Source organism: Micromonospora solifontis (assembly GCF_003725545.1).
Classification (GTDB): Bacteria; Actinomycetota; Actinomycetes; order Mycobacteriales; family Micromonosporaceae; genus Micromonospora; species Micromonospora solifontis.
The window spans coordinates 1-23,393 of the sequence record NZ_RJLN01000040.1 but is presented as its reverse complement, the minus strand read 5'-3'; the positions used below and the strand labels follow the sequence as shown (position 1 = coordinate 23,393).

General features: G+C 72.2%; 22 protein-coding genes and 2 pseudogenes. 18 read left to right on the top strand and 6 right to left on the bottom strand.

Features of this window, described 5'->3' with window-relative positions; translation table 11 throughout:
* Both EFE23_RS15650 and EFE23_RS15645 read right to left on the bottom strand, forming a co-directional pair.
* Positions 1-630 carry a DUF6230 family protein gene (locus tag EFE23_RS15650; protein ID WP_123241665.1) on the bottom strand — a complete coding sequence of 210 codons (630 nt, stop codon included), beginning with the start codon at positions 628-630 and terminating at the stop codon, positions 1-3.
* A 223-nt stretch (positions 631-853) separates the two neighbouring features.
* On the bottom strand, positions 854-1,621 hold the full coding sequence (locus tag EFE23_RS15645; protein ID WP_123241664.1) for a TetR/AcrR family transcriptional regulator: 768 nt from the start codon (positions 1,619-1,621) through the stop codon (positions 854-856).
* A 416-nt stretch (positions 1,622-2,037) separates the two neighbouring features.
* Here EFE23_RS15645 and EFE23_RS15640 point away from each other — a divergent pair, with 416 nt between their 5' ends.
* Positions 2,038-2,721, top strand: coding sequence for a Tat pathway signal sequence domain protein (locus EFE23_RS15640; protein ID WP_123241663.1), 684 nt, complete (start codon positions 2,038-2,040; stop codon positions 2,719-2,721).
* 78 nt (positions 2,722-2,799) lie between these two features.
* Here EFE23_RS15640 and EFE23_RS15635 read toward each other — a convergent pair whose 3' ends face one another.
* Entirely contained in the window at positions 2,800-3,771 is a 972-nt protein-coding gene (locus EFE23_RS15635; RefSeq protein ID WP_233601005.1) for a hypothetical protein, read from the bottom strand.
* Positions 3,772-3,861: 90 nt separating this feature from the next.
* On the opposite strand from EFE23_RS15635, the gene EFE23_RS15630 reads away from it, so the two are divergent.
* Together EFE23_RS15630 and EFE23_RS15625 are read left to right on the top strand one after the other, a co-directional pair.
* On the top strand, positions 3,862-4,734 hold the full coding sequence (locus EFE23_RS15630; protein ID WP_123241661.1) for a hypothetical protein: 873 nt from the start codon (positions 3,862-3,864) through the stop codon (positions 4,732-4,734).
* 12 nt (positions 4,735-4,746) lie between these two features.
* Positions 4,747-5,637, top strand: coding sequence for a hypothetical protein (locus EFE23_RS15625; RefSeq protein ID WP_148058454.1), 891 nt, complete (start codon positions 4,747-4,749; stop codon positions 5,635-5,637).
* A gap of 193 nt (positions 5,638-5,830) precedes the next feature.
* On the opposite strand, the pseudogene EFE23_RS15620 reads toward EFE23_RS15625, so the two are convergent.
* Positions 5,831-6,725, bottom strand: a pseudogene (locus EFE23_RS15620) (glutamate cyclase domain-containing protein).
* Between the two features lie 261 nt (positions 6,726-6,986).
* On the opposite strand from EFE23_RS15620, the gene EFE23_RS15615 reads away from it, so the two are divergent.
* A complete protein-coding gene (locus tag EFE23_RS15615) occupies positions 6,987-8,294 on the top strand; it encodes an aspartate aminotransferase family protein (protein WP_123241659.1) in 1,308 nt (435 codons plus the stop codon).
* Positions 8,291-9,781, top strand: a complete 1,491-nt coding sequence (locus EFE23_RS15610) for a CoA-acylating methylmalonate-semialdehyde dehydrogenase (protein ID WP_123241658.1) — start codon at positions 8,291-8,293, stop codon at positions 9,779-9,781. The genes EFE23_RS15615 and EFE23_RS15610 overlap by 4 nt, the downstream gene beginning before the upstream one ends.
* On the opposite strand, the gene EFE23_RS15605 is transcribed toward EFE23_RS15610, so the two are convergent.
* Entirely contained in the window at positions 9,717-11,099 is a 1,383-nt protein-coding gene (locus tag EFE23_RS15605; RefSeq protein ID WP_123241657.1) for an acyltransferase family protein, read from the bottom strand. The two genes, EFE23_RS15610 and EFE23_RS15605, sit on opposite strands and share 65 nt — an antisense overlap.
* A gap of 202 nt (positions 11,100-11,301) precedes the next feature.
* On the opposite strand from EFE23_RS15605, the gene ngcE (EFE23_RS15600) reads away from it, so the two are divergent.
* The 7 genes from ngcE (EFE23_RS15600) to EFE23_RS15570 all read left to right on the top strand — a co-directional run bounded on the left by ngcE (EFE23_RS15600) (position 11,302) and on the right by EFE23_RS15570 (position 16,377).
* A complete protein-coding gene (gene ngcE / locus EFE23_RS15600; protein WP_123241656.1) occupies positions 11,302-12,717 on the top strand; it encodes an N-acetylglucosamine/diacetylchitobiose ABC transporter substrate-binding protein in 1,416 nt (471 codons plus the stop codon).
* Positions 12,718-12,784: 67 nt separating this feature from the next.
* Positions 12,785-13,693, top strand: a complete 909-nt coding sequence (locus tag EFE23_RS15595) for a carbohydrate ABC transporter permease (RefSeq protein WP_123241655.1) — start codon at positions 12,785-12,787, stop codon at positions 13,691-13,693.
* 5 nt (positions 13,694-13,698) lie between these two features.
* The gene (locus EFE23_RS15590; protein WP_123241688.1) at positions 13,699-14,595 is read left to right on the top strand and encodes a carbohydrate ABC transporter permease; all 897 of its coding nucleotides are present in this window, start codon (positions 13,699-13,701) and stop codon (positions 14,593-14,595) included.
* An 86-nt stretch (positions 14,596-14,681) separates the two neighbouring features.
* On the top strand, positions 14,682-15,170 hold the full coding sequence (locus tag EFE23_RS15585) for a hypothetical protein (RefSeq protein WP_123241654.1): 489 nt from the start codon (positions 14,682-14,684) through the stop codon (positions 15,168-15,170).
* A gap of 89 nt (positions 15,171-15,259) precedes the next feature.
* Positions 15,260-15,637 (top strand): VOC family protein, encoded by a 378-nt coding sequence (locus EFE23_RS15580; RefSeq protein ID WP_123241653.1) that lies wholly within the window; start codon positions 15,260-15,262, stop codon positions 15,635-15,637.
* Between the two features lies 1 nt (position 15,638).
* On the top strand, positions 15,639-15,953 hold the full coding sequence (locus EFE23_RS15575; RefSeq protein WP_123241652.1) for an ArsR/SmtB family transcription factor: 315 nt from the start codon (positions 15,639-15,641) through the stop codon (positions 15,951-15,953).
* A complete protein-coding gene (locus tag EFE23_RS15570) occupies positions 15,946-16,377 on the top strand; it encodes an SRPBCC family protein (RefSeq protein WP_123241651.1) in 432 nt (143 codons plus the stop codon). The genes EFE23_RS15575 and EFE23_RS15570 overlap by 8 nt, the downstream gene beginning before the upstream one ends.
* A 367-nt stretch (positions 16,378-16,744) precedes the next feature.
* Here the strand turns inward: EFE23_RS15570 and EFE23_RS15565 are convergent, their stop codons facing one another.
* A complete protein-coding gene (locus EFE23_RS15565) occupies positions 16,745-17,734 on the bottom strand; it encodes an N-acetylglucosamine kinase (RefSeq protein ID WP_123241687.1) in 990 nt (329 codons plus the stop codon).
* Positions 17,735-17,888: 154 nt separating this feature from the next.
* Here EFE23_RS15565 and EFE23_RS15560 point away from each other — a divergent pair, with 154 nt between their 5' ends.
* The 6 genes and pseudogenes from EFE23_RS15560 to EFE23_RS15535 all read left to right on the top strand — a co-directional run.
* Positions 17,889-18,851 (top strand): MurR/RpiR family transcriptional regulator, encoded by a 963-nt coding sequence (locus EFE23_RS15560; protein ID WP_123241650.1) that lies wholly within the window; start codon positions 17,889-17,891, stop codon positions 18,849-18,851.
* The gene (locus EFE23_RS15555; protein WP_123241649.1) at positions 18,848-19,597 is read left to right on the top strand and encodes an SIS domain-containing protein; all 750 of its coding nucleotides are present in this window, start codon (positions 18,848-18,850) and stop codon (positions 19,595-19,597) included. The genes EFE23_RS15560 and EFE23_RS15555 overlap by 4 nt, the downstream gene beginning before the upstream one ends.
* Positions 19,598-19,622: 25 nt before the next feature.
* The gene (gene ngcE, locus EFE23_RS15550) at positions 19,623-21,038 is read left to right on the top strand and encodes an N-acetylglucosamine/diacetylchitobiose ABC transporter substrate-binding protein (protein WP_123241648.1); all 1,416 of its coding nucleotides are present in this window, start codon (positions 19,623-19,625) and stop codon (positions 21,036-21,038) included.
* 22 nt (positions 21,039-21,060) lie between these two features.
* Positions 21,061-22,002 (top strand): carbohydrate ABC transporter permease, encoded by a 942-nt coding sequence (locus EFE23_RS15545; RefSeq protein WP_123241647.1) that lies wholly within the window; start codon positions 21,061-21,063, stop codon positions 22,000-22,002.
* 13 nt (positions 22,003-22,015) lie between these two features.
* Positions 22,016-22,969: a carbohydrate ABC transporter permease gene (locus EFE23_RS15540; RefSeq protein WP_123241646.1), complete on the top strand. Its 954-nt coding sequence runs from the start codon at positions 22,016-22,018 to the stop codon at positions 22,967-22,969.
* A gap of 134 nt (positions 22,970-23,103) precedes the next feature.
* A pseudogene (locus EFE23_RS15535) lies at positions 23,104-23,393 on the top strand (bifunctional 3'-5' exonuclease/DNA polymerase); the annotation flags it as partial.

Genomic DNA, 23,393 nt, shown 5'->3' with positions numbered 1-23,393 from the left:
TCAGCACTCGTTGGAGCTGAACGACATGTGCAGGTTGGGCAGGGTGAACACGGCCGCGGTGGTGGCGTAGTTGTTCTGCCGCAGGTTGGTGATGGTCACCGTGTCGGCCTGCTGGGAGAAGACGCCCGGATTGCCGCGTACGCCGGGGACCTGGTCGAGTGTGCTGGCATCCTGCCCGACGTTGATCTTGTTGAACGAGGCGTTGCCGGCGACCTCGTCGCCGTCGACCACCAGGGTGCGGGCGGTGACCGGCTTGTTGCCGGTGCCGGCGGTGATCCGCAGGTTGATGCCACCGAGGCTGATGCTCTGGCAGAGGTTGGTCAACTGGGCCCGGTCGATCGCGGAGACCATCACCAGGACCTGGCCGCCGGTGTCACCCTCGTTCGGGCTGTTCTCGATCATGTGGTCGATCGTGGCGAACTGCTCGAAGCCGGTGCCGTCGAGGCGGTCGGCGGTGACGGTGAACGGCATGCCCGAGATGGCGAACTGCGCGCCGAGCGCGCCCTGCGCGGTCAGCGCGATCATGCCGGCCGCGCCCACCGCGACGGTGCCGAAGGTGACGGCGAACCGGCGCCAGCGCACGCCGCTCTGCGGCGGACCGGGTTCGATCGGGGTGATCTGCTCCGACATGGCGGCTCCTTTTCGAGATCAATTCATCGGCGCTGCCGGATGGCCGGTGGCCGGTGTGGTGGAAGAGATCTGAATTGGCTCGCATGGTGCGGCGCCGAGGGCGCAGGCCGAAGTTACCGCTGGGTAAAGGGTCGGTCAACACCGTGTAGCGGGAGCCGGTGGGCTTCATCTGCGAAATGCGGCCAACGGTGAAAAACCCCTGCGGTTTCCGATCGCGCCGGTGTCACGGCTGGCCGGTCGGCTCGGCACAGGGCGCCGCGGCGGCCGGCCCGTCCGCCGGATTCACCGGTCGGGTCGCCCGGGTCGCCTCCGCCGGCCCGAGGAACGGGGCGATGGCCGCGTAGGTGAGCACCGGCAGCAGCGCCGGCAGTTCCTCGATCGGCCCGTGCGCCACCCGGCCGCGGATGGTCGCGTGCAGGCCGCCGACCACCGTGGACACCAGCAGTTCCCGGTCCACGTCGCCGGAGCCGGGTCCCGGTCCGGCGTCGGCGAAGAACCGGCGGAAGCTGGTGAGCAGGGCGTCCCGCTCCCGGCGGGCGTCCGGGCCGGCCGCGTCGACCTCGACGAGGGCCATCCGGGCGAAGGCGGGCACGCTGGCCAGCACCTCGAGCAGGGTTCGCAGGGCGGCCCGGGCGGCGTCCGGCCAGTCCGGTCCGGCGTCCCGGTAGGCGTTCTCCATCAGCTGCGACACCACCGCGATCCCGTGCCGGTACGCGGCGAGGAAGGCGTCCTCCTTGCCGGTGAAGAGGGCGTAGAAGGCCGGCCGGGTCACCCCGGCGGCGCGGCAGATGTCGGTGACCCGGGCGTTGTCGTAGCCCTTCGTCGCCACCTCCTGCACGAGCCCGTCGAAGAGCCGGTCGCGCTGGGTCGCGGCCACCACCTCGGCGGAGACCCGGCGCGGCCCGCGCTTGATGGCCCGGCCGGGGTCGCGACCGGGGCGGGCGCCGGGCAGGGGGATCGGCGCCGGTTGCGGGCGGCGCAGGGTGGTCAAGTGATCGACCTCCTTTGATGCATTGACTTTACGACCCTCGGAGGTTTATAAATTCTGCACTCTGAGTTGACGCCCCGTCACGGTTGGTGATCTCCCCGAAACGGTCACCCCGAGCTCGCCGAAGGAGGGCGCGATGGCTGCCATTATCGCCAACCACGAGTGCCCTCCCAAGGTCGGAAAGGCGCAGGTGACGCGGCTGCGCCGCAGTGCGCCACCCCGGTTCGCGCGCTGACGTCGCGGCACCCGTCGCCGCCCGGCCGGCTCGCCGACGGGCCGTGCTCCGGTGGCGTCCACCACCGGCCGTCCCCCGTGGACGGCGTCCACCACCCCGCCCGGCCCGCACGGCCGCGCGGCGATCGCGCCCGAACCCCGTGGGGGCGCGATCCGTCCCGTCCCCACCATCGGAAGGAAGAACCATGCTCAGGTACGGACGAATCGGCGCGGGCCTCGCCGCCGTGGCGCTGCTGACCAGCCTGGTCGGGGCCGCCCCCGCTGCCGCCTCCCCGTCGTCCCAACTCGCCGGCGCCGTGCTCACCTATCCGACCCCCGGCGGCACCGCCGCGGCCGTCGGCGACGTGATCCAGGCCAGCCTGGCCAGCGGCACCAGTGCCACCTTCTACTCGTCGACCACGGGTACCAGCGGGCTGAAGTGCGCCGCGTCCAGCTTCAGCGCCGCGGTGCTGAGCAACCCGGCCGCGCCGGGCACGGCCACCGAGAGCCTCACCGCGCAGACCTTCACCAGCTGCACCAGCAACGTGCTCGGCACCACCGGGGTGAAGAGCGTGACGGTGAACAACCTGCCCTACGCCACCTCCGTCACCAGCGCGGGCGTGGTGACCATCTCCGGCACCGCCACCGCACCGATCCAGAGCACCGTCGTGCTCAACACGCTGCTCGGCACGATCACCTGCGTCTACCGGACCAGCAGCAACACCCTCACCGGCAGCGCGGACAACAACACCAACTCGATCACGTTCACCAACCAGGCGCTGACCAAGTACTCCGGGTCCAGCATCTGCTTCGGCACCGCGTACTTCAGCGCGCGGTACTCGCCGGTGGTGGACAGCACCCAGGGCGGCAGCCCGGTCTACGTGAACTGAACACCGGCGTACCGGCCGGCGTCCGGCGGTGCGCCGGGCGCCGGCCCCGGTGTGGCCGGCTCCCCGGTCCACGACGGGCTACGGCAGGACCGCGTGCAGGGCGCGCAGGGACCGGATCGCGGAGCGGATCTCCTGCAGGTACCGACCCGGGGTGAGGGTGGGCTCGGGCAGCCGGGCCAGCAGGGCCAGCGCCGGGTCCACCCCGACCGTGTCGATCCCGCAGGAGTACGGCACCGCGAGGGTGCGCAGCGCGTCGCAGTGCTGGAACGGCACGTAGATCGGCGCGGTCACCATGAGCACGGGGTCGCCCGCGCGCAGCCGCACGTGCTCGGCCCAGAACCGCTGGGTGTCCGCGGTGTGCGCCCGGCGCCGGTCCGGCTCGCTGGACGGGGCGGCGAGCACGCGTACCGGGGGCAGGCCGGCGGGGCGGTAGGTGCGGGAGGACCAGGCCCGGTGCGGGTGGTCCGCGTCCTCGCCGGTCTCCTCGCTCGGGACGCGCACCCCGAACGCCGCGCGGACCCCCGCGTCGAGGGCGTCCACCTCGGTGGCGCAGCCGGTCATCCCGGCGTCGGCGAGCATCCGCGTCTCGGCCGGGGACAGGGCCCGGTAGCTGCCCAGCACGGCCACCTCGCCGGTGACCCGGGCGACCGTCCGCACCAGGTGCGCCGCGTACGCGGTGCGCCGCAGGCAGGCGTGCGCGAGCCCGCCGAGCACCAGCAGATGGGCGTAGCGGGGCAGCGCCGGCGGGGCCGCCCGGACCAGGCCCAGCGCGTCGGCGGCGGCGAGCACCAGGCGGGACGTGGCCGGATCGAAGGCCGGCTCCCGCGCCTCGGGGCGCTCCCGTCCCTCCCGGAAGTCCCAGTGCCGGGCGGAGAAGTCGTCCAGCCCGGCCAGCACCGCCGGCACGTCCCCGGCCGGCCAGTCGCCGCCGAAGTGCCCGACCAGGGCGCGTAGCGGCGGCGACTCCACCCAGGCCCGTACCCCCGCGGCGAGCTCCGCCCCGACCGCCCCCGCCGCGCCGGCCGGCAGCGCCACCTCCGTCGTCCGCACCCGGCGGATGCTACCGCCGGCCGGTGGGCACGCACCGGCCGTTGTGGATCGTGGCTACCCTGGGGGCCAGGGCGGGATCGGAGGATGCCGATGGCGGGTGACGTGGTACGTCGACGTTCCAGGAGCCGGGCCGGGTCCGCCGACGGTTTCGCCCGGCTGGTCGCGCACACCGACCCGGTCGCGCTGATCGGCATCACGCTCTCCATCTTCCTGTCCGTGACGCTGGACCTGACCAACGCGGCGACCGGGGTCGAGTCGCTGCTGGCCGGGCTGATGGGCATCACCATCTCGCTGCTGGTCGACTCGCTGGCCCGGGCCGAGCGCCGGTTCCACCTGCGTACGCTGCTGGACGGGCCGCCCTGGCTGGTCCGGGCCACCCCGCAGCTCGCCGCGGCGATCCGCGAGGCGGCCGAACGGCACGCCGGGACCCGGGTGGCCGTCGAGGCGCAGCACCGCTACGAGGAGTTCCGGCTGGAGGCCGAGCAGCTCGCCGCGGGCCGCGTCATCCGGCGCGGCGACGACGACGAGGACCTGGTCGGCGCCACCCGGGACTGCGCCCGGGAGCTGCTCGGGCTGACCAACGTGATGCCCCGGGCCAGCGGCGAGTTGAGCTGGTGGCGCGGGGACGTCGGCCGGCGCTACTGGGAGGCGAACGTGGCCGCCCTCGCCCGGGGCGTACGGATCACCCGGATCTTCGTCTTCGCCACGCTCACCGACGAACTGACCGAACTGGTGGAGAAGCAACGCCGGGCCGGGGTCCGGGTGGGCCTGCTACCGTTCGGCGCGGTCAGCACGCACCTGCACGTCAACCTGACCATCTGGGACGGTTCGAGCTGCTGGGAGGCGAGGATGACCGCGCACGGCGAGATCAGCGAGAACCAGTTCTCGGTCAACCGGGCGGACGTGGACCGGCTCACCCGGATCTTCCGGCTCTGCGCCGACCGCGCCACCTTTCAGGACTGAGCAGGGGCCGCCGTGACGTGGAGTGCCGTGCTCCTGGTGACCGCCGTGGTCTGGGCGGTCAGCGTGATCCGCTCGGTCCGCGTCCGCGCCTTCGTCTACAGCCTGCCGCTGCCGATGACCCTCGCCCTGGTCACCACCGGCCACCGGGTGGACGGGGCGCAGCTGCTCGGGGTGGTCGGGCTCAACCTCTTCTTCGTCGCCGTGGCGGTCACCCACCGCCGGTGGCGCTGGCCGATCCTCCTCGCCGACCTGGCCGGGGTCGCGGCGTACGTGGCGCTGAGCGCGGGTGTGCTGGCGGTTCCGCTGCCCTTCGAGGCGACCCTCGCCGGCACCGCGGCGCTCTGGGCGGTCGCCATGGGGCTGCTCCGGCGCCGCGCGGCCGCCGCGCCGGCACCCGCCGGACCCGCGTCGGGGGAGCCCTCGGAGCGGCCGCCGGCCGCCGGGCGGGACGGCCTCGCGGCGCCGGCCAAGCTCCTCGTCATCTTCGTCGGCGCGGTGCTCACCGGGCTGCTCGGCGAACTGCTGCGCGGCATGGTGGTCACCTTCCCGTACTCCGGGGTGCTGGTCGCCGTGGAGGCCCGCCGGCAACTGGCCGACTTCACCCGGCACTTCGCCCGAAACAGCCTGGCCCTGGTCGGATTCCTCGCCGCCTACCACTATCTCCAGGACGTCTCGCCGGCCGTCGCCCTGGCCGTCGCCTGGGGCGCCTTCGGGCTGGTCGCCGCCGCGCTGCATCTGCCGCGCCGCCGGCCCGCCCGGCCGGCCGCGGCCGCGACGAGCCCGGACGACCCGCGGCCCGGACCGCGCGCCGCGGACGCGGGCGCGGACCGACCGGTCGGCCCCGGGACGCCGGGGCGAGAGCCCGGACCCCTGGCCGGACGCGAGCGCCGGGCCACCACCTGACCGGGGCGCGGTGGCGCGCCCGGTCGCCGTCCGGCGGGCACCGGACTCAGGAGCGACATGTCGCACAGACATGTTGATGTCGCGGAGACATGCCGGTCTCAGCGGCGATGCCGGCGCCGCCGGGGCGCGCACCCGCGTCCGGGGTCGGTCGGCGGCGTCGGGCGACGGTGCGGCCGACGAGGTCCGCGGGGCGTCAGGCCGCCGCGGCGACCAGCTCCGCGATCCGGGCCAGCGGCTCGGCGTACGCGGGCCAGTCCAGGCCGTCCACGCTCGGCTCCGCCCGGCGGCGTACGCCGTCCACCGCGCCGGCCTCCTCGACGATCGCGGCCAGCACCTGCCGCGACCACTCCGGGTGGAGCAGTTCGCGCAGGGCGGCCACCTCCGGGCGCAGCACGGCGAGGGCGCCGACCAGCGCCGCGGCCGCCCAGTTGGAGGTGCCGCCGACCAGCAGCGCCTCGCAGCCGACCACGCAGCGGATCTCGGCGCCCCGGTCGACCACCGACTCGACCAGCTCGGCGGGGAGTCGGCCCATGCCCAGCTCGTTGCCCCCGTCGCCGATGCCGATCCGGAAGGCGGGGCCGGCGGTGAAGAGCCGGTCCAGCGGGGCGGTGTGCCCGCCGATGTCCTCGCCGCGCATGTTCCGCGGCCGGCCGTCGACGCCCGGGCCGACCCGTTCGCAGGCGACCACGTGCGACAGCCGCGCGCACCGGGGCAGCATGCCGGCCGCCCAGTCGTCGTACCCCCGCAGTGGCGCCACGTCGAGCGCGACGCCGGGCGCGCCGGCGGCGATCGCGGCGGCGACCACCGGCGCGCAGGGGGTGTCGGTGACCAGCCGGGCCGCCGAGGGCGCGCAGCGCGGCGGCGATCTGCACCGCGCCGATCGGGCCGTCGGTCTCCGCGGCGGGCGGCGCGGCGGCCGGGATGAAGAATCCGGTGAGTACGGCGGCGTCGGGGGCGGGCCGGCCGGCGAGCGAGCGGGCGGCGGTGAGCAGGCCACCGGCCACCGGTACGGCGAGCCGTTCGCTGCCCCGACCCACTTCCCGCGCGGCCACCCGGGCCAGCTCGGCGACGGTTTCCTCCACCCGCATGGCGGCGCTCCCTCCCGACGGCGGCCGGACGGGCCCAGCGTAGGAGCGCCGCACCACGCGCGGATGCTGCGGATCTAGTGGTTGACCAGCCTGGACCCTGACGGAAAGGTGGGTGCCGAGCGCGTTCCGCTCCGGAAACCGCAATGGGATGGTTGACGTCGTGTCAGCCGTGGACGGTCGCTGCGCTACACACTGACAGTTGTCCCGGCGGTCACCCGGTGAGAGCGTGCGAGGACCAACCGCCGCTGAAGGGTGCGCCGAATGACCTCCGACGACCTGCTGGCCCGGCACCGGGCCGTGCTCCCGTCCTGGATGCCGCTCTACTACGCCGAACCGATCGAGCTGGTCGCCGGCTCCGGCCGTCGGGTCACCGACGCGCAGGGCCGCAGCTACCTGGACTTCTTCGGCGGGGTGCTGACCAACATGATCGGCTACGACATCCCGGAGATCCGCGAGGCGGTCGAGCGGCAGCTGTCCACCGGCATCGTGCACAGCTCCACCCTCTACCTGATCCGGCAGCAGGTGGAACTGGCCGAGAAGGTGGCCCGGCTCTCCGGCATCCCGGACGCCCGGGTGTTCTTCACCAACTCCGGCACCGAGGCGAACGAGGCGGCGCTGCTGGTCGCCACCAACCACCGCCGCTCGCACCAGATCCTCGCCGTGCGCAACAGCTACCACGGCCGCTCGTACGCGGCGATGGGGGTGACCGGCAACCGGAGCTGGTCGGCCAGCCCTCTCAACCCGCTCCAGGTGGCCTGGCTGCACTCCGGCGAGCGGCTGCGCGGCCTGCTGGCCCGCCTCGACGAGAGCGACCGGATCGACGCGGCGGTGGAGGACCTGCGCGAGGTGCTCGCCACCCAGACCTCCGGCGACGTGGCCTGCCTGATCGCCGAGCCGATCCAGGGCGTCGGCGGCTTCGTGCACGGCCCGGACGGGCTCTTCGCGGCGTGGCAGAAGGTGCTCGACGAGCACGGCATCCTGCTGATCAGCGACGAGGTGCAGACCGGCTGGGGCCGCACCGGCGAGCACTTCTGGGGCTACCAGGCGCACGGGGTCACCCCGGACCTGATCACCTTCGCCAAGGGCATCGGCAACGGCTTCGCCCTGGCCGGCGTGGTCGGCCGGGCCGACGTGCTGGAGTCGGTGCCGGCGATCAGCTTCTCCACCTTCGGCGGCAACCCGGTCTCCACCGCGGCCGGCAACGCGGTCCTGGACTACCTGCTCGACCACGACCTGCAGGCCAACGCCGCGCGGGTCGGCGCGATCCTCGGCGACGGCCTGCGCGCCGCGACCGCCGACCTGGACCGCGTCGCCGAGGTACGCGGCAAGGGCCTGATGCTCGGCGTGGAGTTCGTCCGGCCGGGCGGCACCGAACCGGACCCGGCGCTCACCACCCGGGTCTTCGAGGCCTGCCGGGCGGGTGGCCTGCTGGTCGGCAAGGGCGGCCTGTACGGCAACGTGGTGCGGATGGGACCGCCGCTGACCCTGACCGAGGACGAGGCCCGCGAGGGCCTGGCCATCCTGGTCGACGCGATCCGTACCTCCGTCGCCGCGGAGGTGGCCGCATGAACCGGATCGGGCACTACGTCGACGGCAAGCGAGTGGCCGGCGACTCGGAGCGGCGGGGCGACGTCTTCGACCCGGCCACCGGCCGGCGTACCGGTCAGGTGGCGCTGGCCTCCGCCGCGGACGTGGCGGGCGCGGTGGAGGCCGCCGAGCGGGCCGCGCGGACCTGGCGGGACACCTCGCTGGCCAAGCGCACGGCGGTGCTGTTCGCCTTCCGCGAGCTGGTCCACGCCCGCCGCGACCGGCTCGCCGAGGTGATCACCGCCGAGCACGGCAAGGTGCTCGCGGACGCCGCCGGCGAGGTGCAGCGCGGCCTGGAGGTGATCGAGTACGCCTGCGGGATCCCCTCGGCGCTGCGCGGCGGCTTCAGCGAGAACGTCTCCACCGAGGTCGACTCGTACAGCCTGCGGCAGCCGCTCGGCGTGGTGGCGGTGATCTCGCCGTTCAACTTCCCGGTGATGGTGCCGCTCTGGTTCATCCCGGTGGCGGTGGCCTGCGGCAACGCGGTGGTGCTCAAGCCGAGCGAGAAGGACCCGAGCGCGGCGCTGCTGCTGGCCGAGTGGTTCACCGAGGCGGGCCTGCCCGACGGCGTGCTGAACGTGGTCAACGGCGACAAGGAGGCGGTCGACGCGCTGCTCGACCACCCCGGCGTGAAGGCGGTGTCGTTCGTCGGCTCCACCCCGGTCGCGAGGTACGTGCACCAGCGCGGCGCGCTGAACGGCAAGCGGGTGCAGGCGCTCGGCGGGGCGAAGAACCACATGGTGGTGCTCCCCGACGCCGACCTGGACCTGGCCGCCGACGCGGCGGTCAACGCCGGCTTCGGCTCGGCGGGGGAGCGGTGCATGGCGATCTCCGCGCTGGTCGCGGTGGAGCCGGTCGCCGACGCCCTGGTCGCGAAGATCGCCGAGCGGATGGCCGGGCTGCGCACCGGCGACGGCCGGCGCGGCTGCGACATGGGCCCGCTGGTCACCGCCGCGCACGCCGAGCGGGTCCGCTCCTACGTGGAGTCCGGGATCACGGCCGGCGCGGTGCCGGTGGTGGACGGCCGTTCGGTCAGCCCCGACGGGGACCCGGACGGCTTCTGGCTCGGCCCGACCCTCTTCGACCACGTCACCCCGGAGATGTCGATCTACACCGACGAGATCTTCGGCCCGGTGCTCAGCGTCGTCCGGGTCGGCTCGTACGACGAGGCGGTGGAGCTGGTCAACGCCAACCCGTACGGCAACGGCACGGCGATCTTCACCAACGACGGCGGGGCCGCCCGGCGCTACCAGCACGAGGTGGAGGTCGGCATGGTCGGGATCAACGTGCCCATCCCGGTGCCGATGGCCTACTACTCCTTCGGCGGCTGGAAGGCCTCGCTCTTCGGCGACCTGCACGCGCACGGCGCCGACGGGGTCGCCTTCTTCACCCGGGGCAAGGTGGTCACGAGCCGGTGGCTGGATCCACGGCACGGCGGGGTGAACCTCGGCTTCCCGACCCAGACCTGAGCAGTCGCAGCGCCCCCGCCCCGGCCAGGTACGCCACCAGCGCCGGGGCGGGCAGCCCCAGCGGCTCGGCCGCGACCTTGCGGGTGAGGCTGTTCAGCAGCAGCCCGGCGACGATGCCCGCGTACCCCCCGGCGGCCAGTCCGGTGCGCCACGGGCGGGTCGGCGCGGCCCCGGTCGGGTGCCGCCGCGACCGGGCCTCGATCGGGCCGAAGACGGCGACCAGCGCGGCGAGCACCACGGCGAGGGCGAGCACCCAGGGGATCCGCCAGGCCCACCAGGCCGCCGACCCGACCCGGGGGGTGGGCAGCGCGCCGAGCGCGTCCAGCAGGCCGATCAGCAGCACCGCCGCGGTCAGGTGCCAGAGGAAGACGGTGAGCACCACCGAGTTCACCGCGATCACCGCCTGCCAGGGGCGGCACCGGCGCAGCCACCGCTCGGCCGGGCCGCGCAGCAGCAGGATCAGGCCGAGCTGCGCGGTGGCCGCCGCGAGCAGCGCCAGGCTCGGCGGCGCCGCGTTGTCCAGCCGGGTGCCCGGCACGTTGAGCATGACCACCGGGTACGGGCCGACGACCGTGAGCAGCACCAGCGCGGCCAGCCCGGCGGCCAGCAGCACCGCCCCGGCCCGCCGGGTCAGCGGCAGCCGTCGGCGGCGGGGCAGGTCCGGCGTGCGGGCGTCGTACCAGGCGAAGCCGAGCTGGTGGATGGCGAGCCAGCCGAACAGGTAGTTGCCGGTGGCGAGCCCGGCCGGCCCGAGCAGCCGGCCCAGGTCGCCGAGCGCGACGAACCCGACCAGCACCGCCGGCACGGCCCGCCCGAAGCGGCGGTGCAGCGCGTACATGGGTGGGGTCAGCGGCACCACGACCAGGTACGCCACCAGGAACCACAGCGGGATGGTGGCGAACCAGACCACGGTGCGCACCTGCACCGGGTCGGCGTGCCGGAGGCTCGCCACCGCGGCGCCGACCGCGAGCACCACCAGCAGCGCGGTGGTGGGGCGGACCAGCCGGGCGCTGCGGTCCACCAGCCAGCCGGTGGCATCACCACCTCTCCGTCTGCGGGCGGTCAACGAGGCGGCGTTGGCGTACCCGCCGACCAGGAAGAACACCGGCATCACCTGGCCCACCCAGGTCAGTGGCCAGACCCAGGGCAGGTCGCCGAGGGCGGAGTGCCCGGTGGGCCGGCCCGCCCGGTCGTACCCGATGACGGTGATCCCCCAGTGGCCGAGCACGACCATGGTGATCGCGAGGGCCCGGAGCAGGTCGACGTAGCGCTCCCGCCCGGCCGGCGTGCGCTCGGCGAGCTGCCGCAGGCGGCGCATGAGCCCAGGCTATGGCAGCCGGCGCGAACCTGTGGTGATAACGGTTCGGTCGTCGGGTCTTGTGGTCCACGCCCGGCTGTCGTAGAAATTCTTCATCAACTTCAAATCAAGTGAAGATGAGCAACACTTGCACCCCCGTGCCTCGATGTCGCGGCCGCCGTCCCCCTCGGCCGGCCGCCCATACCCGAACCGAGGAGATGCGATGAACAGGCGTGAGATTCTCCGGCGGAGCGCCGCCGCCGGTCTGCTGGCCACTCCCGCCGCCGGCCTGCTCGCCGGCTGCGCCACGTCCGGCGGCGACGACAAGGGCGACTCCGGCACCTACAAGGGCACCAAGAGCGAGCAGAACCCGCTCGGGGTCAAGGAGGACGCCCCGCTCGAGGTGGTGATCTTCAACGGCGGCTTCGGCGAGGACTACGCCAAGGCCCACGAGGCCATGTACAAGGAGAAGTACCCCAAGGCCGAGATCAAGCACTCCGCCACCCAGGAGATCAACAAGACCCTCCAGCCGCGCTTCGTCGACGGCACCCCGCCGGACGTGGTCAACAACTCCGGCGCCGGCCAGATCGACTTCAACGGCCTGGTCAGCCAGAACGCCATCGCCGACCTGGGCGCGCTGCTCGACGCGCCGAGCCTCGACCAGCCCGGCAAGAAGGTGCGGGACACGCTGCTGCCCGGTGCCGTCGAGGTCGGCTCGTACGACGGGAAGTTCCTGGTCCTCAACTACACCTACACCGCGTACGGCATCTGGTACTCCACCAAGCTGTTCGCCGAGCGGAACTGGCAGTACGCCAAGACCTGGGAAGAGCACATCGCGCTCTGCAAGCAGATCAAGGCCGCCGGCATCGCCCCCTGGACCTACGCGGGCAAGCACCCGCGCTACATGAGCTGGCCGCTGATCGCCAGCGCGATCAAGCTCGGCGGGCCGTCGGTGGCGATGGCGATCGACAACCTCGAGCCGAACGCCTGGAAGTCCGACGCCATGAAGGCCGCGGCCGACGCCTGGTACCAGATCGTCAAGGACAAGTACATCCTGGACGGCTCGCCGGGCCTGGACCACATCCAGTCGCAGACCGCCTGGTGCCAGGGCAAGGCCGCCTTCATCTCCTGCGGTTCCTGGCTGGAGAACGAGCAGGCCAAGGTCACCCCGGCCGGCTTCAACATGACGATCGCGCCGACGCCCAGCCTGACCAGCGGCGACAAGCTGCCGTTCGAGGCGATCCGGGGCACCGCCGGTGAGCCGTTCATGGTGCCGGCGAAGGCGAAGAACGTGGCCGGCGGCCTGGAGTACTTCCGGGTGATGCTCTCCAAGAAGGGCGCGCAGGACTTCACCAAGAAGGTCTCCAGCCTGACCGTGGTGGCCGGCACGACCGAGGGGGTCGACCTGCCGTTCGGGCTGACCAGCGTGGTCAAGGCGCTGGAGGCGTCCGGCAGCAACGGCTTCAACTGGGTCTACAACAACTACTACCGCAAGCTCGAGCGCGAGCTGGTCGACGCGGCGTGCGGCGAGTTCTTCAGCGGCCGGAGCACCCCGACCGAGTTCCTCGACGCGTGCCAGAAGGGCGCCGACTCGATCGCCCAGGACAGCTCCGTCAAGAAGTACAAGCGGGCCGCGTGACGTTCGGCCGGTGGGGGCGGGCACGGTACCGTCCCCACCGGTCCACCGCTGGGGAGTAGGTCTTCTCGTGAGGCATGGCAAGTACCCGCTGATCATCACCTTCCTGGTGCCGCCGCTGGTGCTCTACGGCGTCTTCGTGCTCTCGCCGTACCTGCAGGCGTTCCAGATCTCCACCACCAACTGGCTGGGCTACTCCGCCCACGCCGATTCGGTGGGGATGGCGAACTTCCGGACACTGTGGCACGACGGCCAGGTGTGGAACGCGATCAAGAACAACGCGATCATGCTCGCCGTGGTGCCGGTGGTGACCATCGGACTCGGCCTGTTCTTCGCCACCATGCTCAACATGGGCGGGCGCAAGGGCCGCGCCGGGGTGACCGGGGTACGGGGCACCGCGGTCTACCGGATGGTCTACTTCTTCCCCCAGGTGCTCTCCGTGGTGATCATCGCGCTGCTCTGGAAGGAGGTCTACCACCCCAACAACGGCCTGCTCAACGGCGCGCTGCGGGCGTTCGGCCTGCCCGCGCCGACCTGGCTGGGCGACCCGCGCACCGCGTTCTGGTGCGTGCTGGCCGTGATGGTCTGGAGCAACGTCGGGTTCTACGTGGTGCTCTTCGGCGCCGCCATGGCGGCGATCCCGCGGGACATCTACGAGGCGGTGCTGCTCGACGGCGCGTCGCGCTGGACCACCCTGCGTCGGATCACCGTCCCGCTGCTCTGGGACACCGTGCAGGTCGCCTGGATCTACCTGGCCATCGCCGCCCTGGACGGGTTCATCCTGGTCCAGCAGATGACCAACGGCGGCCCCAACTTCTCCTCCGACGTCATCGGGCTGCGGATGTACGAGACCGCGTTCGGCAGCGAGAGCAAGTTCGGCTACGCCTCCGCGATCGGCGTGGTGATGCTGTTCCTGACCCTGTCGGTCGCGGTGCTGGCGCTGCGTACCGGCCGTCGTGATCGGATCGAGTACTCGTGACCACCATGGATCGCGCCACCGCCACCGGGGCGGAGCAGGCCGAGCGCCCCCGCGCGGACGAGCGGCCGCCCCGCGACCGGGGCGTGGCCAACCTCTTCTCGCACGGGTTCCTGCTGTTCTGGGCGGCGCTGACCGCGCTGCCGCTGCTGTGGATGTTCCTCAGCTCGTTCAAGAGCGACGGCGAGATCCTCTCCGATCCCTGGGGACTGCCCGGCGCGCTGCGCTTCGAGAACTGGTCCCGCGCCTGGACCGAGGCGCACATCGGCCGGTACTTCCTGAACAGCGGCATCGTGGTGGCCGGTTCGCTCACCCTCACCATGCTCCTCGGCGCGACCGCCGCCTACGTCTTCGCCCGGTACGAGTTCCGCGGCCGGCAGGTCGTCTACTACCTGTTCGTCGGCGGGATGATGTTCCCGGTCTTCCTCGCCCTGGTGCCACTCTTCTTCGTGGTGCGCAACGCCGGCCTGTTCGGCAGCTGGACCGGCCTGATCCTGGTCTACGCCGCCTACTCGCTGCCGTTCACGGTCTTCTTCCTGACCGCCTTCTTTCGGACCCTGCCGACGTCGGTCGCGGAGGCGGCGCTGATCGACGGGTGTGGACACTTCCGGCTCTTCTTCCGGGTGATGCTGCCGATGGCGCGACCGGGACTGATCAGTGTGGCGATCTTCAACTTCCTCAGCCACTGGAACCAGTTCATCCTGCCGCAGGTGCTCATGCAGGGCGACGACTCCAAGTGGGTGCTGGCCCAGGGCCTCACCGCGCTCGCGGTCAGCCAGGGCTACCAGGGCGACTTCAGCGGCCTGTTCGCGGGGCTGACCATCGCCACCCTGCCGGTGCTGGCGGTCTACGTCGCCTTCCAGCGGCAGATCCAGACCGGACTGACCGCCGGCCAGCTCAAGTGAGGTCGTTGCCACAGGCAACGGGGCAGCGCGACCGCTGACGCCTCCTCTATCGTGGGCCGGCACCGTTATCGATCGACAGGAATCACATGTTTCTCCTCATCTACGAACTGTTGCTGCTGCTCGGCGGCATCGCGATGGTCGTCGTCGGCCTGGCGCTCAAGGAGCAGTCCACCCTCTCGCGGGTCGCGAACATCGTCGTCGGCATCGCCTTCTTCTGCTACGGCTTCTACCTCATGTTCCTCTTCGAGGGCGGGCGGTACCGCGTCTTCATCTACGTCTTCATCCTGCCGATCCTGCTGATCGTGCAGGCGTTCAAGTCGCGCAAGGAGGCCCAGGAGGCGGCCCAGGCGCAGCAGTTCGCCGGGGCTCCGCAGGCCGGCCAGTACGCCCAGCCGGGCCAGCAGTCGTTCCCCGGCCAGCCCGCCCGGGGCTACCCCGCGCAGCCCGGCTACCCACAGCCCGGCCAGCCGGCCCCCCAGGGGCAGTACGGCCCGCAGCAGCAGCAGCCGTACGGCCAGCCGCCGCAGCAGCCGCAGTACGGCCAGCCGCAGGGGCAGCCCTACCCGGGCGCCTGACGTCCGTCTTGGTCGCGGGCCGGTCGACGGGGTCGGCCGGCCCGCGCTCGGCTTGACTGGTAGGAAATCTCCTACCTATTCTGGTGGCCATGACCGTGACCCACGTGAAACTCGTCTCCGTACCCGTCAGTGACCAGGACCGGGCCCGCGACTTCTACCTCGACGTGCTCGACTTCGACCTGATCTTCGACAACCCGATGGGACCCGACGGCGGCCGCTGGATCCAGGTGGCCCCGAAGGGCGCGGACACCGCGCTGACCCTGGTCACCTGGTTCCCGACCATGCCGCCCGGCTCGCTCAAGGGCCTGGTGCTGGAGACCGACGACCTCGACGCCGACGTGGCCCGGCTGCGCGAGCGGGGAGTGGACTTCCCCGACGGCGGCATCCAGACCGCCCCCTGGGGCCGGTACGCCACCTACCACGACCCGGACGGCAACGGGATCGTGCTCCAGTCGACCCGGATCTGACGTGGCGGACGTCTTCGCGGCGCTGGCCAACCCCACCCGGCGCGAGCTGCTCCGGCTGCTGCTCGAGCGGGGCGAGCAGCCCGTGCAACAGCTCGCCGACCACTTCGACATGCGCCGGCCGAGCCTGTCCGAGCACCTGCGGGTGCTCAAGGACGCCGGTCTGGTGACCGAGCAGCCGATCGGCCGGCAGCGGTTCTACGCGCTGCGCCCGGAGCCGTTGCGCGAGGTCTCCGACTGGCTCGGCCCGTACGAGCGGTTCTGGCGGGCCCGCCTCGCCGACCTGCGCGAGGTGCTGGACGGGCTGCCCGATGAGTGAGCCGGCCACCATCGCGGTGGACCAGTTCCTGGCCCACCCGCCGGCGAAGGTCTGGCGGGCGTTGACCGATTCTGATCTCCTGGCCCGCTGGTTGATGCCGAACGACTTCCGGCCGGCTCCCGGGCACCGGTTCACCTTCCGCACCACGCCCCGACCGGGTCAGGGCTTCGACGGCCTGATCCACTGCGAGGTGCTGGAGCTGGACGAGCCCCGCCGGCTGCGCTGGTCCTGGCGCGGCGGCCGGCTGGACACCGTGGTCACCTGGACGCTGGTGCCGGAGGGCCGGGGGACCCGGCTCTTCCTGGAACACGCCGGCTTCGACCCGGACGACCCGGTGCAGCGGCGCACCTTCGCCCTGCTGGACGGCGGCTGGCGCAGCCACGTCTGGCCCCGCCTGACGCGGGCCCTCGTCGACCTCGCCTGACCGCGTGGTCGGTCCACGATCGGCGGGCCGCCGAGCGGTGGGGCCCGGGCCGCTCCCGGATCCGTGGGCGGGCTGGGCAATCCGGCGGTGCCGGGCGCGGCGACCAGGGGTCGGCTCCGTGCGCAGTGCCCCCTTGGGGTGCATGCCGCTACGAACTTGATGACGCAGACGGATCGGGCGTGCCGGGGCGGCTGGTCCGGTCCACGCTGGTGCCCACCGGCGTGAGTCGTTCGCGTCATCAAGTTCGTAGCCTCCTGCGGGCGTCTGTCCGCCCCGGGTGCCCGGCTCCCCGCCGGGCCCCACCGGATGCTGCCGGTGACGGAGTGAGCGCCGTCCGGTGGAGGGCGGCGAGTCCGGCCGCCGGCGGTCAGGCCGCTGCCGGCAGCAGCAGGGCGTGCAGGGCGGTCGGGTCGGTGACCTCCGGGAGGTCGCGGGCGGCGAGCCAGGCCGCTGCGGCGGCCCCGTCCCCCGCCGTGCACAGCGGCGCGTCGGGCCACCGGCGGGCCAGTTCGGGGCGGACCGCCTCGGCCAGCGGGGTGTCGCCGGTGAGCAGGCCGCCACCGAGCACCACCGGGTCGGTGGCCCCGGCCGGCCGGATCCGGCTCACGCTCTCGGCCAGCAGCGCGGCGGCCTCCGTGATGAGCGACGTCGCGACGGGTTCACCCTCCCGGGCGGCCGTCACGACGAGGGGCGCGAGCCGGGCCAGCTCCACCGGCGGCCGTCGGGTCACCGCCTGCACCACCGCGTCGGCGGTGGTCCGGAAACGCTCCGCCACCTCGGGCGACCCGGTCAGCTCGGCGAGCACGCGGCGGGCCAGCTCGCCCGGTGTCGCAGCCCGGTCCAGGTCGGCGAGCAGCCGGCGGACCGCCTCCCGGCCGAGCCAGAATCCGGAGCCGGCGTCGCCGAGCAGCCAGCCGTGCCCGTCCGCGACCCGGTCCAGCCGGAGGTCGCGGACCTGCGCGGCGATCGCGCCGGTGCCGGCGATGAGCACGGTGCCGTCCGGGGCCGCGGTGCCCGAGGCGTACGCGACCAGGGCGTCGCCGTGGACGGCGTACGGGCAGCGCAGGCCGGCGTCGGACCAGGCCCGGTCGAAGGCGGCCCGGCCCTGCGGATCGGCGAGGAGGCGGCCGGCCCCGGCGAGCCCGATGCAGCCCGCCCGGACCCGGGCCGGATCGACGCCGGCGAGGGCGGCCCGCAGCGCGGCCAGCAGTTCCCCGGCGGCCCGGTCGGCGCCGTGGCTGGTCGGGTTGCCGCCGCCGGCCCGGCCGGTGCCCAGCCGTACGCCGTCGAGGGTGACGGCGGCGGCGCGGGTGGACGTACCCCCGATGTCGAGGCCGACCACGACGGTGTCCGACATGACCTTCATGCTGGTGGGCCGCGCTCCGGGAAGCAAGATCCGGGCTGTGCGCCAGGTAACAGTTTGAAAACTTCGCCCACGGCCTTGACACGGAGGGGCCTTCAGTAAGAACTTTTACCACTAACAGTTAACACTCTTTTCCGAAAGGCGTCCCATGGTTGATCACGAGGTGGAGACCCCCGCGGGGACCGCGGTGGCCGACGCCGACGCGGTCGACCGGCGGGGTGCGGTGGCGGTCTCCTCCGACGGGGTGCTGGCCAGGGTCCGGGCCGGGGCGGGGGAGCTGACCGGGGCACTGCGTCGGGTCGCTGAGCACGTGCTCAGCGACCCGGAGGCGGCGGCCCGGGCCACCATCGTGGAGCTGGCCGAGCGCAGCGGCACCTCACCGGCGACCATCACCCGGTTCTGTCGGGCCATGGGCTTCGAGGGCTACGCCGACCTGCGGCTCGGCATCGCCGCCGAGACCGGCCGGGCCCGCTCGGCCGGCTGGACCGTCGACATCGGCCGGGAGATCCAGCCCAGCGACCCGCTGTCCCGGGTGCTCGACCAGATCATGGCCGCCGACACCCGGGCGATGCACGACACCGCCGCGCTGCTCGACCTCGCCGAGGTGGAACGGGCGGCCGTGGCGATCGCCGGGGCGAGCCGGGTGAACATCTTCGGCGCCAGCGGCAGCGCGCTGGTCGGCGAGGAGATGCAGTTCAGCCTGCACCGGATCGGGGTGGCGGCCTGGGCCTGGAGCGACGTGCACGAGGGACTGGCCAGCGCGGCGCTGCTCGGCGTCGGCGACGTCGCCCTCGGCATCTCGCACACCGGACAGACCCGGGAAACCATCGAGATGCTCGCCGAGGCCGGCAGCCGGGGGGCGACCACGATCGCGCTGACCGGGTTCCCCCGCTCGCCGTTGGCCGAGCTGGCCGACATCGTGCTGGTCACCGCCAGCCAGGCCACCACCTTCCGGCCGGACGCGCTCTCCGCCCGGCACCCCCAGCTCGTCGTGCTCGACCTGCTCTACATCGCGGTGGCGCAGCGTACCCACGACCGTGCCCACGCGGCCTTCCGGCGTACCGCCCAGGCCGTGGACGGGCACAAGGACGCGAAGGGGGCCACCTCATGATCAGTGCCCAGCGGTATGCGGACGCCGTCCGGCCGGTGCTCGACCGGGTGGTCGACACGCAGGCCGAGGCCGTCGACCGGGCGGCCGACCTGATCGCCGGCGGACTGCGCCGTGGCGGCGTGCTGCAGGCCTTCGGCGCCGGCCACTCCGAGGCGTTCGCCGCCGAGCTGGTGGCCCGGGCCGGTGGCCTGGTCCCCACCAACCGACTCTCCCTGCACGACCTCGTGCTGCACGGCGACGCGCCCCGCGACGTGCTCGCCGACCCGAAGCTGGAACGCGACCCGACGGTCGCGCACCAGCTCTACGCCCTGGCGGCGCCGCAGCCGGAGGACGTGTTCGTGGTCGCCTCCCAGTCCGGCATCAACGGCTCGGTGGTCGAGCTGGCGACGCTGGTCCGGGAGCAGGGCCACCCGTTGATCGCGGTCACTTCGGTCGAGCACACCGCCCGGGTCGCCCCGCGCCACCCGAGCGGGCACCGGCTCGCCGACCTCGCCGACGTCGTGCTGGACAACGGCGCGCCGTACGGTGACGCACTGCTGCCGCTCGAGGGCGGCGGCGCGGTCTGTGCGGTCTCGTCGGTCACCGCGGCGCTGCTGGCGCAGCTGCTGACCGCCGAGGTCGTACGACGGTTCCACCAGGCCGGAGAGGTGCCCCCTATCTACCTCTCCGCCAACGTCCCCGGTGGGGACGAGCACAACCTCGCCCTCGAGTCGCGGTACGCCGGGCGCCTCCGGCGGACCGCCTGACCCGACACCACAAGGAGAGACAAAGATGTCGGTTACCCCCGAGAAGCCCGGCGACCTCAGCCGCCGGATCCTGCTGCAGCGCGCCGCGGCGGCCGGCCTGCTGGCCGTCCCGGCGGCCGGTCTGCTCAGCGCCTGCGCCGGCAGCGAGCCGAGCAAGTCCGACAACAACGGCGGCGCGGCCAAGAGCAAGGACAACCCGTTCGGTGTGAAGGACGGCAGCGCCGTCAAGGTGGTCATCTTCAACGGCGGCCTGGGCGACCAGTGGGCCAAGGAGGACAAGACCGTCTTCAACGCCAAGCACCCGAACATCACGGTCAACATGTCTTCCACCCAGAAGATCAAGACCGAAGAGCAGCCGAAGATGGCGACGCAGCCGAGCGACCTGGTGATGAACTCGGGCGCGGACAGCATGGACCGCAGCACCCTGATCAACGAGGGCGCCATCGAGCCGCTCGACGACCTGCTCACCGCGCCGGCCTGGGACGGCGAGGGCACGGTCGCCGACACCCTGCTGCCGGGCACCGTCGGCGACGGCACCCAGAACGGCAAGTTCTACGTCGTCAACGTGGCCTACACGGTCTGGGGCAACTGGTACAACGCCGCCCTGTTCAAGAAGGAGGGGTGGCAGGCCCCGACCACCTGGGACGAGTTCTTCGCGCTCGCCCCGAAGATCAAGGCCAAGGGCATGGCGCCGTACGTGCACGACGCCGTGCACGGCTACTACCCGCGCTGGGGGCTCTTCGCGAGCATCTGGAAGGCGGTCGGCAAGCAGGCGGTCATCGACATCGACAACCTCAAGGACGGCGCCTGGAAGGTCGACGGCATCGTCGCGGCGCTGGAGCCGTGGGAGAAGATGGTCAAGGACAAGCTGCTCCTGCCCGGCAACCTCAACCACACCCAGTCGCAGCAGGCGTGGCTCGACGGCAAGGCGGCCTTCATCCAGGTCGGCACCTGGCTGAAGAACGAGATGGCCGCCACCATCCCGCCGGGCTTCGAGCTGACCCTGTCCGACTACTGGAGCAACGCCGGGGACAAGGCCGCCAAGGACGTCTTCGCCGGCTCCGGCGAGGGCTTCGTGGTGCCGAGCAAGGCGCCCAACAAGGAGGCCGCGAAGGAGTTCCTGCGGGCCATCCTGTCCAAGGCCGGCTCGGCGAAGTTCGCCGAGCTGACCAAGTCGCTGGCCTCCACCAAGGGCTCCGGCGACAACGTGCAGGACTCGGCGCTGGCGTCGGCGAACGCGCTGATGAAGAACGCCTCGGCGGACCTGATCTCGGTCAAGTTCCCGGACTTCTACGCCGACCTGGACAAGGAGAGCCAGAACCTCTCCGAGGAGCTGATGGCGGGGCGGCTCACGGCACAGCAGTTCGTCGACAAGATGCAGGCGGCCGCCGACAAGGTCGCCAAGGACTCGTCGATCAAGAAGCAGACCCGCACCGCCTGATCCGACGGAGAGAGTGAGTCCAATGCGGCACGGAGTCGCGCGTTTCGTCACGGGCTTCCTGGCCCTGCCCGTCGCGCTGTACCTGTTCTACGTGGTGTGGCCGTTCGCGCAGGCGGCGGGATACTCGCTGACCGACTGGGGTGGGTACTCCGATTCCCAGCACTTCGTCGGTCTGGACAACTACGTCCGGCTGCTCTCCGACGAGCTGATCCGGAAGGCGTTCTGGCACAACGTGTTCTTCCTGGTCACCGTGCCGCTGTTCACCATCGCGCTGGCCCTGTTCCTCGCGTTCCTGCTCAACGTGGGCGGACGCGAGGACAGGGCCGGCATCCGCGGGGTGTTCGGGTCCGGGCTCTACAAGGTGATCTTCTTCTTCCCGCAGGTGCTGTCGCTGGTGGTCGTCGCCGTGATGTGGCAGCAGATCTACCGCTCCGACAACCAGGGTCTGATCAACGGCCTGTTGATGAAGGTGGGTCTGGTCGACCCGGAGAACCCGATCGCGTTCACCGCCGACCCGGAGCCGTTCCTCGGCGTGCCGGCGGTGCTCTGGTGGCTGCTGCTCATCGCGGTGTGGAGCGGCGCCGGCTTCTACATGGTGCTCTTCTCCGCGGCCATGCAGTCGATCCCGAAGGACATCTACGAGGCGGCGATCCTGGACGGCGCGGGCCGGTTCCACACCTTCTTCAAGGTGACCCTGCCGCTGCTCCGGGAGACCATCTCGGTCGCCTGGGTCTACCTGGGCTTCATCGCCCTGGACATGTACGCCCTGGTCTTCGTCATGACCCCGAGCCAGGGCGGCCCGAACCACGCCAGCGAGATCTTCGCGTCGGTGCTCAACTTCACCGCGTTCCAGAAGGGCCAGTTCGGCTACGCCTGCGCGATGGGTGTCGCGCTGGCCATCTTCACCATCCTGCTCGCCGCGCTGCAGCTGAGGATCACCCGTCGTGACCGTATCGAGTTCTGAAGGAGGGGCGACGATGAGCACCGCGACGCACGGCCCCGTCCGGGCCGACCAGGCTCCCCCGTCCCGCCCGGCGCCCGTACGAGGGTCCGACACCCGCGGGCGCGGCTGGGGCGGCCGGATCTTCAACGGCTTCTCCCACGCGTTCCTGGTGGTGTGGGCCGTGATGGTCCTCTACCCGCTGCTGTGGGTGGTGATGTCGGCCTTCAAGGACGACTCGCAGGTGATCCGGGAACCGCTGTCGCTGATCCCGCACAAGCTGCACTGGGGCAACTTCGCGCGCGCGTGGGGGGAGGGGCACCTCGGGGCGTTCTTCCTCAACACCGTGCTGGTGATGGTCGGCAGCGTCACCCTGACCATGCTGCTCGGCTCGATGGCCGCGTACGCGCTGGCGCGCTACGAGTTCCCCGGCAACCGGCTGATCTACTACATGTTCCTCTCCGGCCTGACCCTGCCGATCTACCTGGCCGCGGTGCCGCTGTTCAAGGGGGTCTACAACACCGGGATCAGCTTCCCGCTGCTCGGGCCGAACAAGCACCTGATGTTGATCCTGGTCTACGTGGCCTGGTCGCTGTCCTTCACGATCTTCTTCATGCACTCGTTCTTCCGGACGCTGCCCGACTCGATCGCCGAGGCGGCCCAGGTCGACGGGGCCTCGCACACCCGGACCTTCTTCAGCGTGATGCTGCCGATGGCCAGGCCCGGCCTGATCAGCATCGGCATCTTCAACGTGCTGGGCCAGTGGAACCAGTGGTACCTGCCGACCCTGCTCATGCAGTCGGTGGCCGGCGAGCCGAAGCACCAGGTGATCGCCCAGGGCCTGATCGAGCTGTCCGTCAACCAGGGCTACAAGTCCGACTGGTCCGGCCTCTTCGCCGGGGTCACCATGGCGATGCTCCCGGTCCTGATCGTGTACATCGTCTTCCAACGCCAGGTCCAGTCCGGCCTCACCGCCGGCGTCAGCAAGTAGCCGGGCCGGTGCCCGCCCGCTGAGGGCGCAGACTCACGGAAAGAGTGGCCATTCGATGCGGAATGGCCACTCTTTCCGTGCAAGAGGGCGCTCGTGATGAGGCGCGGGGGGTGCGGGCGTGGTCGGGGTGGGGAGTGTCGGACCGGCGAGGCAGAATCGCGTTCGTGCTGGTGGCGGTGGTGGGGGACGAGCGGGGCGGGGGAGTCCTGCAACCGCTCGACGACGGTGGGCGCCCGGCCGGCCCGGCGGAGCCGGTGGCCGACCTGGCCGCCGCCGTGGCCGCCCGCGAGGCCGCCGAGCGGCCCCGCTGGGTCTGGGCCAGCGCCGCCACCGTCTACCCCGCGCTGCTGCGGGCCGGGATCCGGCTGGACCGCTGCCACGACGTGGAGCTGACCGAGGCGCTGCTGCTCGGGCACGCCGGGCG

What these genes read in the sequence shown, in the direction of transcription:
- EFE23_RS15610 (WP_123241658.1), top strand. Translation starts at nt 8,291, where the DNA reads ATGAACCGGATCGGGCACTACGTCGACGGCAAGCGAGTGGCCGGCGAC.
- EFE23_RS15545 (WP_123241647.1), top strand. Translation starts at nt 21,061, where the DNA reads ATGCGGCACGGAGTCGCGCGTTTCGTCACGGGCTTCCTGGCCCTGCCC.
- EFE23_RS15650 (WP_123241665.1), bottom strand. Translation starts at nt 630, where the DNA reads ATGTCGGAGCAGATCACCCCGATCGAACCCGGTCCGCCGCAGAGCGGC.
- EFE23_RS15590 (WP_123241688.1), top strand. Translation starts at nt 13,699, where the DNA reads ATGGATCGCGCCACCGCCACCGGGGCGGAGCAGGCCGAGCGCCCCCGC.
- EFE23_RS15555 (WP_123241649.1), top strand. Translation starts at nt 18,848, where the DNA reads ATGATCAGTGCCCAGCGGTATGCGGACGCCGTCCGGCCGGTGCTCGAC.
- EFE23_RS15615 (WP_123241659.1), top strand. Translation starts at nt 6,987, where the DNA reads ATGACCTCCGACGACCTGCTGGCCCGGCACCGGGCCGTGCTCCCGTCC.
- EFE23_RS15565 (WP_123241687.1), bottom strand. Translation starts at nt 17,734, where the DNA reads ATGTCGGACACCGTCGTGGTCGGCCTCGACATCGGGGGTACGTCCACC.
- EFE23_RS15640 (WP_123241663.1), top strand. Translation starts at nt 2,038, where the DNA reads ATGCTCAGGTACGGACGAATCGGCGCGGGCCTCGCCGCCGTGGCGCTG.
- EFE23_RS15585 (WP_123241654.1), top strand. Translation starts at nt 14,682, where the DNA reads ATGTTTCTCCTCATCTACGAACTGTTGCTGCTGCTCGGCGGCATCGCG.
- ngcE (WP_123241648.1), top strand. Translation starts at nt 19,623, where the DNA reads ATGTCGGTTACCCCCGAGAAGCCCGGCGACCTCAGCCGCCGGATCCTG.
- EFE23_RS15605 (WP_123241657.1), bottom strand. Translation starts at nt 11,099, where the DNA reads ATGCGCCGCCTGCGGCAGCTCGCCGAGCGCACGCCGGCCGGGCGGGAG.
- ngcE (WP_123241656.1), top strand. Translation starts at nt 11,302, where the DNA reads ATGAACAGGCGTGAGATTCTCCGGCGGAGCGCCGCCGCCGGTCTGCTG.
- EFE23_RS15580 (WP_123241653.1), top strand. Translation starts at nt 15,260, where the DNA reads ATGACCGTGACCCACGTGAAACTCGTCTCCGTACCCGTCAGTGACCAG.
- EFE23_RS15540 (WP_123241646.1), top strand. Translation starts at nt 22,016, where the DNA reads ATGAGCACCGCGACGCACGGCCCCGTCCGGGCCGACCAGGCTCCCCCG.
- EFE23_RS15560 (WP_123241650.1), top strand. Translation starts at nt 17,889, where the DNA reads ATGGTTGATCACGAGGTGGAGACCCCCGCGGGGACCGCGGTGGCCGAC.
- EFE23_RS15570 (WP_123241651.1), top strand. Translation starts at nt 15,946, where the DNA reads ATGAGTGAGCCGGCCACCATCGCGGTGGACCAGTTCCTGGCCCACCCG.
- EFE23_RS15630 (WP_123241661.1), top strand. Translation starts at nt 3,862, where the DNA reads ATGGCGGGTGACGTGGTACGTCGACGTTCCAGGAGCCGGGCCGGGTCC.